The sequence below is a fragment of the Sphingomonas carotinifaciens genome (assembly GCF_009789535.1).
GTDB classification, from domain to species: Bacteria; Pseudomonadota; Alphaproteobacteria; order Sphingomonadales; family Sphingomonadaceae; genus Sphingomonas; species Sphingomonas carotinifaciens.
Genome location: NZ_WSUT01000005.1, coordinates 2890811 through 2907801, shown reverse-complemented (window position 1 = coordinate 2907801; position 16991 = coordinate 2890811). Strand labels below are relative to the sequence as shown.

15 protein-coding genes are annotated in these 16991 nt (G+C 63.5%); 3 read left to right on the top strand and 12 right to left on the bottom strand.

All coding sequences use genetic code 11. The annotated features are described in order from the left end of the window. Positions 1–6 precede the first annotated feature (6 nt). The gene (locus GQR91_RS15510; RefSeq protein ID WP_149683624.1) at positions 7–1185 is read right to left on the bottom strand and encodes an epoxide hydrolase family protein; all 1179 of its coding nucleotides are present in this window, start codon (positions 1183–1185) and stop codon (positions 7–9) included. Between the two features lie 92 nt (positions 1186–1277). On the opposite strand from GQR91_RS15510, the gene GQR91_RS15505 reads away from it, so the two are divergent. After that, positions 1278–2168 carry a LysR family transcriptional regulator gene (locus GQR91_RS15505; RefSeq protein WP_149683623.1) on the top strand — a complete coding sequence of 297 codons (891 nt, stop codon included), beginning with the start codon at positions 1278–1280 and terminating at the stop codon, positions 2166–2168. Positions 2169–2366: 198 nt separating this feature from the next. Here GQR91_RS15505 and GQR91_RS15500 read toward each other — a convergent pair whose 3' ends face one another. Beyond that, a complete protein-coding gene (locus GQR91_RS15500; protein WP_149683622.1) occupies positions 2367–3290 on the bottom strand; it encodes a LysR family transcriptional regulator in 924 nt (307 codons plus the stop codon). A 101-nt stretch (positions 3291–3391) separates the two neighbouring features. Between GQR91_RS15500 and GQR91_RS15495 the strand changes: the two genes are divergently transcribed. Continuing rightward, entirely contained in the window at positions 3392–4177 is a 786-nt protein-coding gene (locus GQR91_RS15495; RefSeq protein WP_149683621.1) for an SDR family NAD(P)-dependent oxidoreductase, read from the top strand. 392 nt (positions 4178–4569) lie between these two features. On the opposite strand, the gene GQR91_RS15490 is transcribed toward GQR91_RS15495, so the two are convergent. The 4 genes from GQR91_RS15490 to GQR91_RS15475 all read right to left on the bottom strand — a co-directional run bounded on the left by GQR91_RS15490 (position 4570) and on the right by GQR91_RS15475 (position 9583). Continuing rightward, positions 4570–5763 (bottom strand): IS91 family transposase, encoded by a 1194-nt coding sequence (locus GQR91_RS15490; protein WP_149683620.1) that lies wholly within the window; start codon positions 5761–5763, stop codon positions 4570–4572. A gap of 7 nt (positions 5764–5770) precedes the next feature. After that, positions 5771–6676: a tyrosine-type recombinase/integrase gene (locus tag GQR91_RS15485; protein WP_149683619.1), complete on the bottom strand. Its 906-nt coding sequence runs from the start codon at positions 6674–6676 to the stop codon at positions 5771–5773. Positions 6677–7025: 349 nt separating this feature from the next. Further along, entirely contained in the window at positions 7026–9080 is a 2055-nt protein-coding gene (locus tag GQR91_RS15480) for a putative bifunctional diguanylate cyclase/phosphodiesterase (protein ID WP_164727763.1), read from the bottom strand. Next, positions 9077–9583, bottom strand: coding sequence for a GAF domain-containing protein (locus GQR91_RS15475; RefSeq protein ID WP_149683586.1), 507 nt, complete (start codon positions 9581–9583; stop codon positions 9077–9079). The genes GQR91_RS15480 and GQR91_RS15475 overlap by 4 nt, the downstream gene beginning before the upstream one ends. Before the next feature lie 709 nt (positions 9584–10292). On the opposite strand from GQR91_RS15475, the gene GQR91_RS15470 reads away from it, so the two are divergent. Continuing rightward, positions 10293–11443, top strand: a protein-coding gene (locus GQR91_RS15470; RefSeq protein WP_164727759.1) for an IS3 family transposase whose coding sequence is annotated in 2 segments (ribosomal slippage) — positions 10293–10557 and positions 10557–11443 — 1152 coding nt in all. Because the reading frame shifts where the segments join, the coding sequence is not laid out codon by codon here. On the opposite strand, the gene GQR91_RS15465 is transcribed toward GQR91_RS15470, so the two are convergent. Genes GQR91_RS15465 through GQR91_RS15440 form a run of 6 tightly spaced genes read right to left on the bottom strand, consistent with a single transcriptional unit; the run spans position 11397 to position 16775 of the window. Continuing rightward, the gene (locus tag GQR91_RS15465; protein ID WP_211368622.1) at positions 11397–11816 is read right to left on the bottom strand and encodes an SDR family NAD(P)-dependent oxidoreductase; all 420 of its coding nucleotides are present in this window, start codon (positions 11814–11816) and stop codon (positions 11397–11399) included. The genes GQR91_RS15470 and GQR91_RS15465 overlap by 47 nt on opposite strands. Next, positions 11809–12225: an ester cyclase gene (locus tag GQR91_RS15460; RefSeq protein ID WP_149683674.1), complete on the bottom strand. Its 417-nt coding sequence runs from the start codon at positions 12223–12225 to the stop codon at positions 11809–11811. Before GQR91_RS15460 ends, GQR91_RS15465 begins: the two co-directional genes overlap by 8 nt. A 52-nt stretch (positions 12226–12277) precedes the next feature. Continuing rightward, the gene (gene budC / locus GQR91_RS15455; RefSeq protein ID WP_149683677.1) at positions 12278–13039 is read right to left on the bottom strand and encodes a meso-2,3-butanediol dehydrogenase; all 762 of its coding nucleotides are present in this window, start codon (positions 13037–13039) and stop codon (positions 12278–12280) included. Continuing rightward, positions 13039–13608 (bottom strand): type 1 glutamine amidotransferase domain-containing protein, encoded by a 570-nt coding sequence (locus GQR91_RS15450; protein ID WP_149683673.1) that lies wholly within the window; start codon positions 13606–13608, stop codon positions 13039–13041. The genes budC and GQR91_RS15450 overlap by 1 nt, the downstream gene beginning before the upstream one ends. Before the next feature lie 39 nt (positions 13609–13647). Then, positions 13648–14733, bottom strand: coding sequence for a catalase family protein (locus tag GQR91_RS15445; RefSeq protein ID WP_149683672.1), 1086 nt, complete (start codon positions 14731–14733; stop codon positions 13648–13650). 11 nt (positions 14734–14744) lie between these two features. Further along, positions 14745–16775, bottom strand: a complete 2031-nt coding sequence (locus GQR91_RS15440) for an L-dopachrome tautomerase-related protein (protein ID WP_149683671.1) — start codon at positions 16773–16775, stop codon at positions 14745–14747. Between the last annotated feature and the right edge of the window lie 216 nt (positions 16776–16991).

The window sequence follows — 16991 nt, the reverse complement described above, 5'->3', positions numbered from 1 at the left end:
TCCCGTTTACCGGATTGTGCGGAAGGTCGACCGAATATGCTCGACCAGTGTCTGTGCGTTCTCCATGGCCGCGAAATGTCCGCCCCTGTCCGCCTCGGCGAAGAAGCGTAGGTCCGCGAAGCGCGTTTCAGCCCAGCGCCGCGAGAGCCGAACCTGCTCGCCGGGGAACATGCTCACGCCGGCCGGCAACGGGATCGGATCGTGCGGCATCCCTTGCGCCATCTCCTGGGCGGCCTCCCAGTAGAAGCGTGCCGAACTCGGCCCGGAGTTTGGTAGCCAGTAAAGCATCACGTCGTCGATGAGATGGTCAAGCGGGATCACGCACTCGGGCTGACCATCGCTGTCGGATACGTCCTGGAAAAGCGCGTAGATCCAGCTCGCCAGACCTACCGGAGAGTCGGCCAGCGCAAACGCGATCGACTGCGGGCGCGTGCATTGCAGTTTCATATAGCCCGAGTACTCGCAGTCGTAGCGCTGCGCGTCGTCGAGCATTCGCTGCTCGTCAGGCGTTGCGTCGGCCATCTCCTCGGCAGTCGGCTGGAACAGCACCATGTTAAGGTGGATGCCGCCGAGACCGGGTGCGCGCATGTGGGGCAGCGCTGTCGTCACCGCTGCCCCCCAGTCGCCGCCCTGCGCCATCCACCGGTCACCATAGCCCAGCCGTTGCATCAGCTGACCCCACACTGCAGCGGTGCGACCCACGCCCCAACCCGTCTCAGTCGGCTTGTCCGAAAAGCCGAAGCCCGGGAGTGCCGGGATCACGAGATGAAAGGCGTCGGCGGCATTGCCGCCATGCGATGACGGATCACTGAGTGGTCCGATCAGCTCGCGGAACTCGAGGATCGAACCAGGCCAACCGTGAGTCAGCAGCAGTGGAGTGGCGTTCGCGTGCGGCGACCGGATGTGCAGGAAGTGGATGCCCAGCCCGTCGATGACGGTTCTGCTGCTGCCCCAACCGTTGAGCATGGCCTCAGTGGCACGCCAGTCATAGCCGTTCCGCCAGCGCTCTACCAATCGCCGGATTGTCGGCAAAGCAGGCCCCTGACGCCCATCCGTGATCGTGCCGGCATCGGGCCAGCGCACACGCTCGAGGCGGTCGGCGAGGTCGCTGAGGTCGGCGTCGGGTATGTGGATCGGGAACGCCGTCACCGCATCGGGCCGGGCCTGATTGATCGTGGGGCTCATGGTGCATCCTTTCGTGTCGGGGAAAGGATAGTCGTTGCATAGCGGCCTGATTAGATGGCCTATGCGCGACAGGTGTTGCATACGATGCAACAATGATGGACCTGTCTGATCTTCGTGCCTTCGTGCGCATCACCGACCTGATGAGCGTTTCGGCCGCGGCAAGGTCATTGGGCTTACCGAAATCAGGCGTCAGCCGCGCGCTGGCGCGGCTTGAGCAGCAGGTCGGCGCAGTTCTGCTCGATCGCTCGACCCGGCATATGCGCCTGACCGACGCTGGCACCCTGTTTCGGCCGCATGCCCTTCGCATTCTTGCTGATGTCGACGAGGCAGGGGCAGCGCTTGAGGGTCTTGCCGCCGTCCCGAGCGGCACGTTGCGGATCAGTCTGCCGTTCACGATCGCAAGCGCGCTGGTCGCGCCGATGCTGCCCCGCTTCATGGCGGCATTTCCGCAAGTGCGCGTGGTGCTGAAGATCGAGGACCGCATCATCGACATGCCGGCCGAGCTCGTGGACATGGTTGTCCGGGTCGGCCCGTTGGCCGACAGCGATCTGATCGCGAAGCACCTACTGACATCGAAGACATGGCTGTGTGCGAGCCCTGACTATCTCGCGGTGCGCGGCACGCCGCTTCGCGCCACCGATCTCCATGCCCATACGCTGCTCGACTATGCGGATCGGCCAGTGGCCTATCACGACGGCACAGCCGGACCAGCGGGCATCGCCGAATTCTGCCCGCACGCCATCATCTCCGACGCCGCAGCGATCCTGCCTGCGGTTCTTGGCGGCTGCGGCATCGCACGGCTTCCAGACTTCCTCGTGAAATCACATCTCGATAACGGCCGACTTGTCCGGTTATGGCCTGCCGGACGCACCCACGAGGTCGCGATCCACGCGCTCTATCCAAGCCACCGAGCATTATCAGCGAAGGTACGAGTTTTCATAGACGCTTTGGTCGAAGCTGTGAAAAGCCACGCAGATGGATGAGGATCCCGGTTGGCTACAGGGCCATGAGGAATACTCGCGGCATCGGCTGCCTCCGACCTGAACGAACGTCGGATCCTGGTAAGCCGGCGGGAAAGTGCGAGTGTCCGCTTCTGGGTCTTGTCACGGAAGGGTAGGGGCAGCTGTCGACGCAGCTTATGCGCTGCAGCCGGCGAGGTGCTTGACGTCGCAAGTGCCATCTCAGCAGGAGTGACCGCTCTCCAGCAAGGCAGCCTGATCCAAGCGAAGGTCGCGCACCAGGAAGTCGATGAAGGAGCGCACCCGAACCGCCAGCCGCTCGTGCGGCACGAAAAGGGCGTGGATGTCCTCGCCGTCGCCGGGATTGAAAGCGGGTAGTACTTCCACCAGGCGGCCCGAAGCGAGGTCCTCCGCGATGTGGAAGCGGCCAAGGCGAGCGATGCCGCCGCCCGCGAGCGTCATCAGCCGCACCGTTTCGCCGGAACTGCCGAGGAAGGGACCTGTAGGAGTTCGCTGCACCGTCCTTCCGTCGATGCGGAACGGCCAGCTGTCGATGGATCGACGGAAGTTGAAGCGCAGGCAATTGTGATGCTCCAGATCGTGCGGATGCATCGGCTCGCCTCGCTCTTGAATGTAGGCTGGGCTAGCTACGACGGCCATCGTGCTTCGTCCAAGCTTGCGCGCCCTTACGTCGGCATCACGCAATGGGCCGACACGGATAGCCACGTCGGCACGTTCCTCGACTAATCCGACAAGCGCGTCTGTCTCGGTCAGGTCAACCGTCACCGCGGGGTTCTCGCGGAGATACGTGGGAAGGATTGGCAGCAGGCAATGCGTGCCGAACGGGACCGATGCATTGACCCGCAGAAGGCCTCGCGGGGAACGATCTACATCGAAACTGCGCTCAACTGAGTCGATCTCCGCGACCAGCCCCTCGACGCGCTCCCGGTAGGCTCGGCCCTCTGCTGTTAACGCGAGCGCTCGGGTCGTCCGAGATGCCAGCTGCACTCCCAACCGCTGCTCCAAACGTGCCATTGCACGGCTCACGGCTGAGGGCGTGAGCCGCAGCGCTCGTGCAGCCGCAACGAAGCTGCCGTGCTCCGCCACAGCTAAGAAGATCATCATCTCGCCAAGCCGATTATCCATGCTGATTGGTGACTCCGATGCACTTCTGCGTTGATGAAGTTCGATCTAATCAGCATTGGTTGGAGCGCATAGGTGTAGCGGCGTTAACAAGGAGATGACACTTGGACCTGCAACTCGATGGCAAGACCGCGGTTGTTACCGGCTCGACCGCCGGTATCGGCTTGGCGATAGCCGAGCGGCTTGCACTGGAAGGGGCCGCGGTTACGATCTGTGGCCGCGATCGCGCGAAATTGGACGCGGCCGCACATCGGCTGAGCAAGGCAGGACGCGTTGCAACCGTACTCGCCGACACGGCGACGTCAGCCGGTGCCATGGCGCTTATCGCGGCAGTGCCCGACGCCGACATTCTTGTGAACAATCTCGGGATTTACGAGGCGAAGCCGTTCACCGAGATCAGCGACGATGATTGGCATCACATGTTTGAAGTCAATGTCGTGAGCGGAGCCCGGTTGGCACGTCACTACTTTCCTCGCATGCTAGCGCGTGACTGGGGGCGGATCGTCTTCGTCGCGAGTGAGAGTGCGCTCGTAGTGCCGAGCGAAATGGTCCACTACGGCATGACCAAGACCGCACAGCTCGCGATCGCACGCGGGTTGGCTGAGCAGACGCGCGGTACAGGCGTGACAGTCAATTCGGTTCTGCCTGGGCCTACTCGCTCTGAAGGTATTGTCGAGTTCATCCGATCGGTCGTGGACAACAAGGACGCGCCTGAGACTGAGCGCGAGGCTGAGTTCTTCGCCAAGATGCGGCCGCTATCGCTCATCCGCCGGCTGATTGAGGCCGACGAGATTGCCGCGCAGGTGGCGCTGCTCGCGAGCCCGCTTGGAGCGATCACCAACGGAGCAGCGGTGCGGGTCGAAGGCGGTATCATACCGACCATTGCGTAGGTGGGGCCAATCTCTCTCGACGCAGCCTCTGAATGAAGATGAACGAACGACGAAAGTAGGGATGCGCGCGAGGTGGCGCGAATGACCGCAAATGTGAAGGAAATCAGGCGCCGGCAGGTGTATGATTTCCTCCAAGGCAGGAAGCCGCGGGCCACGGGCGAGGGCTTATGGGGAAAGCGGTTTTCGGGCGGTCGGCTGGTCGGTGCGTTGGCGTGCGGGATGCGCCGTAGCGGGCCGTGATGCGGCACTTGGGAAGGATCTTGGCCATGGATGCCGGGCAAGATCGGCGGTCTGGGCGAGCGTCGATGTGGCTGACGATGTTGCCGGCGCGAGCGGCCTGAACGCCGGAAACGCGGTGACCGCGTGGCGGGATTGGAATGGGCCATGCCGGGTCATGACGCGACGGTCCCGGTCGCGCTGGCGCCATGAGGCGGTGCGCGGGGCTGGCGCCAGCGTTTGAAGGTTTCGATGACGAGCATGCGCCCACCGCAGCAAGGGCATGGCGGGCGGGCGTCATCGGGTTCCACCGGCTCGGTAGCGGTGACGGGCTGCGCGACCCCGAGCAACTCGCGGGCACGTTCGAGATGCGCCTTGCGGGTGGCACCGGCGAGCAGGCCGTAGTGGCGGATGCGGTGGAAGCCCTTTGGCAGGACGTGGAGCAGGAAGCGGCGGATGAACTCGTCCGGGCTAAGCGTCATGACCTGCTGGCGGTCAGCACCACCCCGGCGGTAATCCTTGTAGCGGAAGGTGACGCCGGTGCGGTCGAAGCGCAGGAGCCGGCCGTTCGAGATTGCAACGCGGTGGGTGTAGCGCGACAGATAGGCGAGCACTGTCGCGGGGCCAGCAAACGGCGGTTTGGCGTAGACTACCCAGCGCTTCTTCCGGACCGGCGCCAGGTGACGCAAGAATGCGCGCCGGTCGGCAAGATGCGCGAGGCTGCCGTGGAAGCCGAGCCGCCCGGCATCGTGCAGCGCCATCAGCCGGGTCAGGAACAGGCGGCGGAACAGCTTGCCCAGCACCCTGACTGGCAGCAGAAACGCCGGGCGCGACGATACCCAGCGGCTGTCGTCAGGTGACAGCCCGCCGCCCGGGACAATCATGTGAATGTGGGGATGGTGGGTCATCGCCGAGCCCCAGGTGTGCAGCACCGCGGTGATGCCGATACGGGCGCCGAGATGCTTCGGGTCGGAGGCGATGGTCCTCATCGTCTCGGACGCCGCCTGGAACAGTAGCCCATAGACCGCTGCCTTGTTCTGCCACGCGATGTCGGCAACCTCGGCGGGCAGCGTGAAGACGACATGGAAATAGCCGACCGGCAGCAGATCGGCCTCGCGCTCGGCAAGCCAGGTGCGTGCCGCCGCGCCCTGGCACCGCGGGCAGTGCCGGTTGCGACAGGAATTATAGGCAACCCGCCAGTGCCCACAGTCGGTGCAGGCCTCGACGTGCCCGCCCATGACGGCGGTCCGGCAGGTTTCTATCGCCGACATGACCTTCAGCTGGTCGAGGCTCAGATGCCCGGTACGAGCGGCCCGGTATTCAGGACCGGCAGCGCGGAAGATGTCGGCGACCTCGAGCGAGGCGCGCACCGCACTTTCACCCGGCGGGCGTTCTGCCCTCCATCAGCGCCATCAAATGGTCCAGCGGGCCGGTGACGGCGCGGATCGTGCGCGTCGCGACCTTGGTATAGAGCGCAGTCGTTTCCAGCTTACTGTGCCCGAGTAGCACCTGGATGACGCGGATATCGACGTCCTGTGCGAGCAGGTGGGTAGCGAAACTGTGCCGCAGCGTGTGCGGGCTGACCCGCTTGCGGATGCCCGCTGCCTCGGCCGCCTCGTGAACCGCGCGGTGCAGCTGTCGCGTCGAGATCGGGTCGGTGTAACTGCGGCCCGGGAACAGCCAGCCGTGCGGCAGCAGGACGCTGCGCCGCTTGCCCTCGCGCCACCAGAGCCTGAGCAGTTCGAGCAGCTGCGGCGACAGCATCGCGTTGCGGTCCTTGCGACCCTTGCCCTCCTCGATGCGGATCAGCATGCGCCTGCTGTCGATGTCGTCGGCCTTGAGGTGCGCGACCTCGGATACGCGCAGGCCGGCGCCGTAAGCCACGCCGAGCGCGGCGCGGTACTTGATGCCGGGTGCCGCCTCGAGCAGACGTGCGACCTCATCGACGCTCAGCACATCGGGCAGCTTCCTGGGACGCGGCGCAAGCACCAGCTTGCGCGACAGATCCGGCCGGTCGAGCGTCACGCCGAACAGGAAGCGCAATGCCGATACCGTGGCGCCGATAACGGACTCGCTGGTGCCGTGCTCGCGCTGGTGGATCTGGAAGCGCCGCACATCCTCGGCGGTCGCCGTGTCGGGCGGGCGCTTCAGGAACGCCGCGAAGGCGCGGACGTGGCGGACATAGTCGTGCTGGGTTCGCGCCCGCATCGAACGCATCGCCATGTCGTCGAGCATCCGCTGACGCAGCGGGGTGACGGTGGGTTCGACAGGTGCAGTAGCCATTATGACGTTCCTCTCGTTGAAGGAACTTCATCGTCTGCTGCCGTCGCCGGGCAGCCAAACCTCACCGTCGACGCGCTACCTCACCGCCGGGAACCCATGCCGCGCAGCGGCTTCGTGCATTGGGTCGTGCTAATCGTGGATAGTCGAGGCAGTATTCGACTGACTGGGCTGAGCCGAGCTAGGTCCAAGGGGAGGTGACGTGGAGGACGCTTCCGTGACGTACCTGTCCCATACGGCTTCCTTCCGTTTCAACGAGAGGATCGCACCATCAAACCGTGGGATCAAACACCTAAGCGCACAGCGAGCTTGACCGCCATGTTTGAGGGGTGGCTTTGATAACGGGATGATTTCAGGCTGCGGAGGTGATGGCCGAGATTGAACGGGGCTTCAGCATCATCGTCTGCCTGATGCTCTCGGGATCGGCCAAGGTGCGCGACGGCCGCCCGATCAGATACCCCTGTATCGCAGAGCATCCCTCGCGCGCGACGATCGAAAGCTGCGAAGGCTCTTCGATGCCTTCCGCCAGGACCCGCATTTGCAACGTGGCGCCAAGGCTGGCCACCGATCGCAGGATCGATACGGCCTGCTCGTCATGCTCGATCTCGGCAACGAATGATGCATCGAGCTTGATGCAGTCGAACGGCACCGATCGCAGAACATCGAGCGAGGAGTAACCCACGCCGAAATCGTCCAGCGCTATGGCTATTCCCATGGCTTTCAGCGCGCGGAGTTGTTCGAGCGCGAAGCGGCGATCATGGATGATCGCACTTTCTGTCAGTTCCAAGGTCAGGCGTCCGGCTGGTAATCCGCTGTCAGCCAGCGCGGCACGAACGGTATCGATGAGGCGCGGATCACTCAGATGTTTCGGTGACAGGTTCACCGACACATTATGCTGGTCCGGCCACAACGCCGCTTCGAAGCAGGCTCGACGCAAGATCCAGATGCTGAGCGGCACGATCTCGCCGCTTTCTTCGGCCAGCGGGATAAAGGCCGCAGGCGAAATCATGCCCCTGGCCGGATGGTGCCAGCGCACCAGCGCTTCGTAGCCCGTAATCTCCCCGGTCGCGACCGCGGCCTGCACCTGGAAATGAAGCTCGAACGCTTCGGTTTCTATCGCGGTCCGAAGGTCGGCGACGAGCTCGCGCCGGATACGCGCCGCATCGTCCATTTCCGCGTCGTAGAAGCACGGTTCTGCTGAATGGGCGGACTTTGCCCGGTACATCGCCAGATCAGCTTTCGCGAGCAAGGCATCGGCATCGAAACCGTCGTGCACCGCCAGAGCGACACCGATGTTGGCGCCGATCGCAGCGGTGAACCGATCGAACACGAACGGCGCAACAAAGGCGGTGCGTAGGCGATCAAGGAAATCACTGAGATCTTGTGGTTCGTCATAGGATATGATCGCGGCAAACTCGTCGCCGCCCAACCGCCCGACACATTCCTCAGGTTTCAAAAGGGCTGTCAACCGGGCGGCCAGCGCCATCAGAAGCTGGTCGCCGGCCTGGTGCCCGTAGGTGTCGTTGACCACCTTGAAGCGGGAAAGGTCCATCATGACGACGGCCATGCACGCATAGCCGCCCTTCACCAGGAAACGACGCTCCAACTCCTCAATGAAGCTCATTCTATTTGGTAGATCGGTTAGTCCGTCGTGCAACGCCATGCGACGCAAGCGGCGGTAGGACTCGCTTTGCGTATGGCCGTCGATCAGGGCACTTATCGCTGCGCAGCCGACGATGATGAGTGATGCAACGGCCGTGGCAATGGCAAGGCCAACCATTGTCAGGTCAGACAGACCATCGCCCAGCTTCAGCACGGTGATGCTCATTGCCGCCATGCCTGTGAAATGCAGCGCGGCGACGGCGAGGCTCAACAGCAATACCGCATGCATTCGCCGCCATGGCCGGCGCGTGGTCAGCAGGTGGAAGGCGATTCCGCCGAGTGCGACCGACAGCAGCACCGATGCCACGACATAGCCCCAGGCCCAGGTCACGATGCCGTCGACCCGGTAAGCGGACATGCCAAGGTAATGCATAAGTGAGATCGCGATCCCGACAATGCCACCCCCGGCCAGGCCGCCCCATCGCTTGCAAGTGGCGGCAGTGGCCAGACCGGGCACCGCCAGCCCGATAGCGGCGAGCAGCGACAGGAGCGTCAGCAAGGGGTCAAGCACGACCGGCGCGTGAGCACGAAAAGCCATCATCGCAACGAAGTGCGTGGCCCAGACCATGGTCCCCGTGGCGACGGCCGCCAGCAGCACCCAGCCCAGCCGGCTTTTACCGCTTGCCGATTTGATGCGGCCGAACAGCTGGATGGTCGCCGATGACCCGACGAGACAGACCAGCAAGGCCAAGGCGACGAGCCGTGCATCGTGTTCCTGGGCGATGCACAAGGCTATGCGCATCATGCGGCGTGCCCCCACAGGTCCAGACGGCTTTCCAGCGACATGGCAGCTTGGCGGGCAAGACCCAGAAGATAGGCTTTTTGATCGTCGGAGGCCGGCGCTCGATGGGCCGTATCAACCACGCAAAGGGCGCCGACATCGATACCATTCAGCAGGCGTAGTCGCGCACCGATATAATAGCGGACGTGCGGTTCCCCGAGGACGCCAGGCAAGGTGGCGAAGCGCGGATCGCGCTGCGGGTCACAGCACTCCAGGACGTTCGCGCAACCGAGCGTATAGCTGCAGAAACCTTCATCACGCGGCATGCAGCCTGTTGGAAAACCGTGGCCAGCCGTGACAATCTGTTTGTCACCATGGATCAGCGACATCGCCGCCATCGGAGCGGCAAAGGCGGAAGCAGCGGCGTTGACGAAGCGGTCGAAAACAGGCCCCGGCGACGGGTCCGGACCGGTCAATTCGCGAACCGCCAGGGAACGGCGGTGTTCACGAAACAAGAATTTGAGCATCGACTTCCCGTATCGTCATAGCGAATTCATTCCATGATCGAACGTGTGCTAACAGCTGACTAATGCCGCGGAATAAGGGCATGAATCGCGATATAGCGGCGGGGGAGACGGTTTCTGCGCGTCCGTGCGCGCTTGCGGTCCGAAGCTGTCAATCAGGCAATGGCGCCAACGGCAGTGGCAACGAGGCGGAAAACAGGTCGTAAATCAATGTTAGTCGCTATTGCGTTCCCAAAGGCCCGAACTGCACGCCGCCTTTGTGGCGCTCGGAGTGGTCGTTAATCTGTCATGGCGCGATGAGACCGCGACCGAGACGTTCTGGGTACTTCTTCGCGGACTAGCCGAGGTGGAGTGCTCAGGCTGGATCAGGCCCGGCGTAAGTGAGGATCAGATGGCTCTGGTAGTCAGCGGACTTGCCGGTGCCAAGTGACCTAGGCGTACCCCCCGCGGCAGGCTTTCCGACTACTCGATCGTTTTCGAGACAACTGGTTCGTTGCCGTGCAGGGTCGCTATCATGCGCATTGAACGTGAACGGATGTCTGAAGTTGGCAAGCGCAAGAAGGGGCGTGAGCGTCTGTAACTGGGTCTACTTACACCTCGGTTCGTTCCGCCAACTCCAACGCATCTTCCACGTCCACGCCAAGGTAACGCACTGTACTGTGGACTTGCCTCGGCAAAGTGGAGAGTTCCCTTGAAGTGAAAGGCGAACTCAATGACGAAGCAGCGACGGTTCACGAAGGAGTTTGAGGACGAAGCGGATCGGCTGGTGGCGACCAGCGGACGGACGCAGCGCGAAATAGCGGAGGATCTGGGAGTGGGGCTATCGACGCTGGTGCGCTGGATCAGCCGCAGCCGGGATCGTCTGGTGGATACGCCGGATCAAGCGCCGCAGGCGGATATGGCTGCCGAGTTGAAGCGCCTTCGGCGGGAGAATGAGATCCTTCGACAGGAGCGTGACATACTGAAGCGGGCGACCGCTTTTTTCGCCCGGGAGGGAAATCGATGAGGTTCCAGCTCATCGATCGGGCGAGAGAGGATTTCCCGGTCCACCGCCTCTGCCGGGTGCTCGGCGTCAGCCAGAGCGGCTACTTCGCTTGGAAGGATCGCCCGGCCAGTCGGCGTCAGCGCGATGACATGGTGATGCTGGCGCATGTCCGCTCGGCTTTTGCCCTGTCGAACGGCACCTATGGCAGTCCGAGAATGACGCGCGAGTTGCAGGATGATGGCTTTGCCATCGGGCGGCGTCGCACGGCGCGGCTGATGCGCGAGAACGACCTGCGTGCCCGGCAGAAGCGCAGGTTCAAACGCACGACCGACAGCGAACACGCCTGGCCGATCGCGCCGAACATCATCGACCAGGATTTCACCGCGACGGCAACCAACCAGAAGTGGGGCGTCGACATCTCGTACGTCTGGACACGGGAGGGATGGCTCTACCTGGCGGTGGTCATCGACCTCTTCTCCCGCCGCGTCGTCGGCTGGGCTGTCGGCGACCGGCTGCACCGCGATCTGGCGCTGGCTGCCCTGCGCAAGGCGCTCGTCATGCGGCGTCCCCCCAAGGGGCTCATTCATCATTCGGACCGCGGTAGCCAGTATTGTTCGGTGGACTACCAAGCCGAGCTGCGTCGCCACGGCATCCGCATCTCCATGTCGGGAAAGGGAAATTGCTACGATAACGCCATGGTCGAGACATTCTTCAAGACCATCAAATCCGAACTCGTCTGGCCCACCGTCTTCTATACCCGTGCCCAGGCCGAGCAGGCCTTTGCCCGCTATATCGACGGCTTCTACAACCCCGTCCGGCGCCACTCCGCGCTCAACTACACCAGCCCGCCGCAGTTCGAACAAACCGCGCCACGCTGAGCAAATGCCTCTCCATTTGAGCGGGGCAAGTCCAGAAGAAGCCATCGAGGTTGGTGCGCGTCATCTGCGCATATTGCTCGAGCGTATAGTCGGTGAACGCGGCGCCGATGAAGAGCCCGGCGTTGTTGACGAGGGTATCCACGCGACCGAAGCGATCACAAGCCAGATCAACCGCACGGCGGGCGGTATCCGGATTGGCAACATCGCCGGCGACCGTCACCCAATCGTGCTCATCCGCCGCCTCGATCGATCGCGAGACGCCGACCACGCGCCAGCCACGCGCACGGTAACCGGCCGCGATGCCGTCACCCAAACCCTGCGAAGCACCGGTGACGATCGCGACCTTGGCCGGGTTTTTGGACATGTCAGGCATCTACTGCGCCGATCTGCTTGAGCAGGGTGAGATTGTCCATCAGCGCCCAATGTTCGACCAGTTGGTCGCCTTCGACGCGGAACAGGTCCATGACCTCGATATCGGTGCGAGTGTCCGTCGCCGGGGTGCCCTCATACTCACCCGAATGGGTCGCGACCTGGCGCAGGTGGACAAGGACGCGGTCGCCCTCCGCCACAACGTGCACGATCGGATAAACGATCTCCGAGAAGCCGCCGTGCAGTACCTCCGCCAGCTTTCTGATCCCCGCCAGCCCCTCGACCGCGAAGCCGAGTCCGGGATCGTGGCGGATAAATCCGGGCGCGATGTGGGCGTCCCACCACTTCTCATCTCGGTCTCGGAAGGCGGGAAAATAGGCGAGAGCAAGGGCCTTGTTCGATGCAATCGACATGCTTGGTTCCCAAGGTTGGGGAGGGGGGGACACGCGGGCCCGCCCCCAATTATTACGACAGCGGCGGTTGCCCGTTCGACGCGGTTAATCCACCATCGACCGGCAGGTTTACACCGGTAACGAACCGCGCGTCCTCGCTTGCCAGAAACGCGATCACGCCCGAGATGTCGGCGGGCTCAGCGCCGCGCCCAAGCGGAATGCGCTCTTCAAACTTGGCGATCAGATCGGGCTGTTCCTTCATCCCGGCGGTCAGCGCGGTATAGGTGAGGGAGGGATTCACCGCATTAACGCGGACGCCGTTCCTGGCCTCGTCCATCGCCAGGGCACGGGTGAAGTTGCTGACCGCCCCCTTTGCCGCGCAGTAGAAGCTGTGGTTCCAATCGCCGCCTAACCCCGACACCGACGAGACGTTGACAATGCAGCCCTTCGATTGGCGCAGATGGGGAATTGCCGCGCGGCTCATGTGAACGACGCCGTACAGGTCGGTCTCGATCACCTTGGTGAATTCGGCAAAGTCGCCCTCATCGACCTTGCCGAGATGATCGACGCCGGCGTCGTTGACCAGCACGTCGATCCGCCCGAACCGATCGACTGCCGCCTGGACCAACGCCTCGCACGCAGCGCGATCGGACACGTCGGTTTCATACGCCTCGACCGTACCGCCGAGCTCGCTCGCCAGCTTGTCGAGCGCGCTCTTGTCAACGTCGCCCAGAACCAGCGTCGCACCTTCCTCGGCGAAGCGGCGCGCTGCTCCCTCACCGATCCCCGATGCGGCACCGGTGATGACGACGACCTTGTCGGAGAAGCGCGCCATCATGCGTTCTCCGCCTGTGCGTCGTGCTTGCCTTCACAGAACTCCTCGACCAGCTTGGCGCAGAAGGCTGGTAGATCGTCAGGGTTGCGGCTGGTGACCAAACCCTGATCGACGACGACTTCCTGATCGACCCAGGTGCCACCTGCGTTCTCGATGTCGGTCTGAAGGGTCGGGAACGACGTCAGCGTCCGATCGCGGACCTGATCGGCCTCGATCAGCGTCCAGGGCGCGTGGCAGATCGCGGCAACGGGCTTCTTCGCGGCGAAGAAGTCGCGCACGAACGCGATGACCTTGTCTGACCCTCGCAGCTTGTCAGCGCCGACGCAGCCGCCCGGGATGACGAGCCCGTCGAACTCGTCGGTCGAGACGTCGTCGATCGCGTTATCGATCGTGAACTTCGCGCCAGGATCGAGATCGTTGTTGAACGTCTCCGCTTCGCCCGTCTCCAGACTGATGACGGTGACCTGCCCACCTGCTTCCTCAATTGCAGCCTTCGGCTTGGCGAATTCGGGTTCTTCAGTGCCGCGTGGCGCGATCAGAATTGCGATGTTCTTGCCTTCAAGCTTCATGGATTGTCCTCTCACTATCGGTAGCACTGGCGCTTTGGCTCAGGCCGGGATGTCGTGGATGTCGGCGGTGTTGGTAGCCGCGATACCGTTCTCGCGGTGACGGAAGTCGCTGAGCGCCTGATAGACCTGCATGCGTGCGCGCATCACACCGCCGAGCGGGCGATGGACCTCCAGGCTATGGGCCGGGCGGAACGTCATCACCTCATCGAAATAGCGGACGCGGTCCGGCGCATAGGCTGACTGTCGCGGCAGTCGGATCGTGGCGACGGTGCGGTACTCACTTTCGCTCGTCGGCCAGTCGACGGAGGTGTCCTCAATGGGCTGCGTCACGGCATCGGTCCACAGCTGCGCCCGAAGCTCGAACACCGCATCGTTGCCCTTGAAATAATCGACCGCGGCATGGCGGAAACCATCCTCATCCTGATGCGGGTCGAGCTGCCAATCGGCGAGCGCCTGTTGCCCGGCCGAAACGGGAAAGGCCCCAATCTTCGCGACGTGATCGCCGAAGCGTACCGGGCACTGGCTGAAATATTCCTCGACCAGCGGGTGGCTGAAGGGGTGGCCATAGAAGTCGAGCGTCGGGCTTGGGCCCACACCAACCGCGTTCAACACCTTGTTGATGTTGCGAGCGACGGAGGCGGCCGCGCTCTTCACCCCCTCAGGCATGGGAACCGTCAGGCCTATTTTCTTGGCTTGCGAGAGGAAACCCGCGGCGGTGCCCGCGGGGAAGGTGGTGCCGCTGGCGAGGACGAAGTCCTGCGTCGGCGCATCATGGCCGGGCAGCTTCGCGCCTTCGACGCCGAACACCTTGATCGACATGCCGCGGTGGGTCGAGACTCGATCGCCGAGCTTCTCGCCCGGTCCTTGCGCGAAGCGGACGGCTACATCGAACGTGCCTGGTTCCGCGAAGAGGCCTTGTGCGAGTTCGGGCGGCAACCCGGGCGCGACGATGAGCTTGCCGATCACACAGGCCGTACTCTTGGCATGACTCGCCCGTACCGCGTGCCCGTCTCGCTTCTCGACCGTCTGGCTCTCCTGGGTCATGCCCTGGATGATGCCGTCGATGCTCTCCTGTTCGTCGGGCTCGCGTGTTTCGATGTCGGGCGAATAGCGCAGATAGGTCATGGGATGTCCGATCATTTGGCGGGTGCGAAGGAGAACAGCTGCGTCTTGATCGACGGCGGTGCGCCGGGCGTGAACCAGTTGGTGTCCTGAATATGGCTGGCGGTGACGTACATCGTCCCGTCGCGCCCTTCGGAGAAGGTGTCGGGCCAGCGCAGCCGGCGGTCGGTCAGCACCGTCTCAACGATCGCGCCGTTCAGCCGCTTGATCGCATAGTCGGTCGGTGAGGTCAGGTAGAGCACGCCCGCCTTGCTCATCCACAGGCCGTCAGCGACGTGGGTCTGCGCGACCATCTTCACCGCTGCCGCCCTGTCGGCCTCGCTGACGTCCGACCGCAGCTTGGCGGTGTCGATTGAATAGAGCGTCTTGCCGGTCAGCGCCTGATAGTAGAGCGTCTTGCCATCCTTGGAGATGGCGATGCCGTCCGCAGCGAAAGCGGGTTGGCGGCCGTCGGGGCGGACCAGCGGCTTGCCGTCGAGCGTGACCTTCACCGTCTTGTCGATCTGGGTTGACGCGTGCCCGTCGAGGGCGCGGTGGCTCTTGCCGCTTTCCAGGTCGACAATGATGATCGCGCCGCGCGTGCCGCTGTCGGTAATGTAGCCGGTCTTGCCGTCGGGCGAGAAGCGGATGTCGTTGAGGTAGGTGCCCTGCAGCGCCACATCGCCGGGAACTAGGATCGTCTTCGTCACCGTATTCGACGCCAGATCGATACGGACGAGTTTCGGCGCGCCTTCAAGTATCTTCTCGTTGCCCGGCGCGCCGGGATCGAGCACCCACAGATTGCCGTGGCCATCGGGCACGATCGACTGGACGCAGACAAAATAGTCGCCGACCGGCAGTTCGTTGGCGCGGGCGTTGCGCCAGCTGTTCCATTTGGCGTCCGGATAAGGACGCAGACTACCGTCCTTCATCACCTCCGCGACGGAAATCGGCGCGTCATCGGTCCAGCGGGGGAAGTTGACGAAGCGCCGGCCATCCTCGGTCACGGCGACGCCGGTCGCCTGATGGTCGAACTGAGCCACCTGCGTCAGTTGGGCACTGCGTCCCTGAGCGTGGGCGACGCCGGCTGCGGCCGCGGCGACCAAGCCGATGGCGGCAATCCCAGCGGCATAGGGGGCGGCTTTTTTCATGGGCAGGCTCCTGTCGATCGTATCTGTGAGAGCGGCGAAGTCGCCGGCGAATAGAGTAAGGAGGTGGCGCACCACCGCTTGCGGGTTCTCGCGCTGCGGAAAGTGGCCGACCCCGGTCATGGTGATGCGCGCGAACGGCCCGGCAAATTTTGGTCGCACGTCCTTCGCGGTCGAGGACGGATTCACGCCGTCGGCATCGCCGTGGATGTAGAGCGTCGGCAGGGACAACGTCTTGGTCGTCTTGACCTTGTCCTCCAACCAAGCGCTTCGTGGATCAGGTTCCGCTTCGCCCCAGCGCGCGCGATAGCTGTGGAGCGTTACGTCGGCCCAGTCGGGATTGTCGAACGACCGGGCGACACGATCGAACGTCACCTCGTCGAACCATCCCGGTGGCGACCAGTTGACCCAATGCAGATGGGTGAACCCGCGACGGTCGGCACGCACCGCCTCCGCCCCGCGCGCGGTTGCCATGAACCAGTGATACCATTGCCGCTGGGTCTGCTCGAACGGCGGCGTTGGCATGCCGCCGAGCCGGGGCGGGGTCGACAGCATCGCCATCCGCTCCACCCGATCGGACCAACCGGCGGCCAAGGCCTCGGCGGTGTTCGATCCCCAGTCGTGCCCGGCGACCATGAAGCGGTCGATGCCGAGCGCGTCCATGAGCGCGATCATGTCGATCGCAAGCATCGCGCTGTTGCCGGTTCGCAAGACATCGTCGTTGAGGAAGCGGGTGGCGCCGAACCCACGCAACGTCGGCACGATGACCCGGAATCCTTCGGCGGCCAGAGCAGGTGCCACCTGATCCCACGTGGATGCGTCATCCGGCCAGCCATGAATGAGGAGCAACGGCTGTCCATCTTCTACGCCGTAAAGCGCCACCTCCATGTTGAGGTCGCCGGCGGTAATCATCGGCATTAGTCAGCCTCCTGGCGGTTCCAGCTTTTGCGAGCGTTGGTCGACCCTGCCGCTCCATCACTGCTTTGGAAGCATGGACAGGACGACCTGCAGAACGGCCAAGCGCTCAATTTGTCTCCGGGCTGACCGGCACACCTGAACATCAAAGGATCAAGCGCCACCTTTGCCGGGCGTGGTCGCAAATCCTATCGAACAGAGAAGGGGCAGCGGCCGACA

Bases quoted from the DNA above. Each gene is read 5' to 3' on its own strand.
- GQR91_RS15510 (WP_149683624.1), bottom strand. From the start codon at position 1,185: ATGAGCCCCACGATCAATCAGGCCCGGCCCGATGCGGTGACGGCGTTC.
- GQR91_RS15505 (WP_149683623.1), top strand. From the start codon at position 1,278: ATGATGGACCTGTCTGATCTTCGTGCCTTCGTGCGCATCACCGACCTG.
- GQR91_RS15500 (WP_149683622.1), bottom strand. From the start codon at position 3,290: ATGGATAATCGGCTTGGCGAGATGATGATCTTCTTAGCTGTGGCGGAG.
- GQR91_RS15485 (WP_149683619.1), bottom strand. From the start codon at position 6,676: ATGGCTACTGCACCTGTCGAACCCACCGTCACCCCGCTGCGTCAGCGG.
- GQR91_RS15480 (WP_164727763.1), bottom strand. From the start codon at position 9,080: ATGATGCGCATAGCCTTGTGCATCGCCCAGGAACACGATGCACGGCTC.
- GQR91_RS15475 (WP_149683586.1), bottom strand. From the start codon at position 9,583: ATGCTCAAATTCTTGTTTCGTGAACACCGCCGTTCCCTGGCGGTTCGC.
- GQR91_RS15465 (WP_211368622.1), bottom strand. From the start codon at position 11,816: ATGCCTGACATGTCCAAAAACCCGGCCAAGGTCGCGATCGTCACCGGT.
- GQR91_RS15460 (WP_149683674.1), bottom strand. From the start codon at position 12,225: ATGTCGATTGCATCGAACAAGGCCCTTGCTCTCGCCTATTTTCCCGCC.
- budC (WP_149683677.1), bottom strand. From the start codon at position 13,039: ATGGCGCGCTTCTCCGACAAGGTCGTCGTCATCACCGGTGCCGCATCG.
- GQR91_RS15450 (WP_149683673.1), bottom strand. From the start codon at position 13,608: ATGAAGCTTGAAGGCAAGAACATCGCAATTCTGATCGCGCCACGCGGC.
- GQR91_RS15445 (WP_149683672.1), bottom strand. From the start codon at position 14,733: ATGACCTATCTGCGCTATTCGCCCGACATCGAAACACGCGAGCCCGAC.
- GQR91_RS15440 (WP_149683671.1), bottom strand. From the start codon at position 16,775: ATGCCGATGATTACCGCCGGCGACCTCAACATGGAGGTGGCGCTTTAC.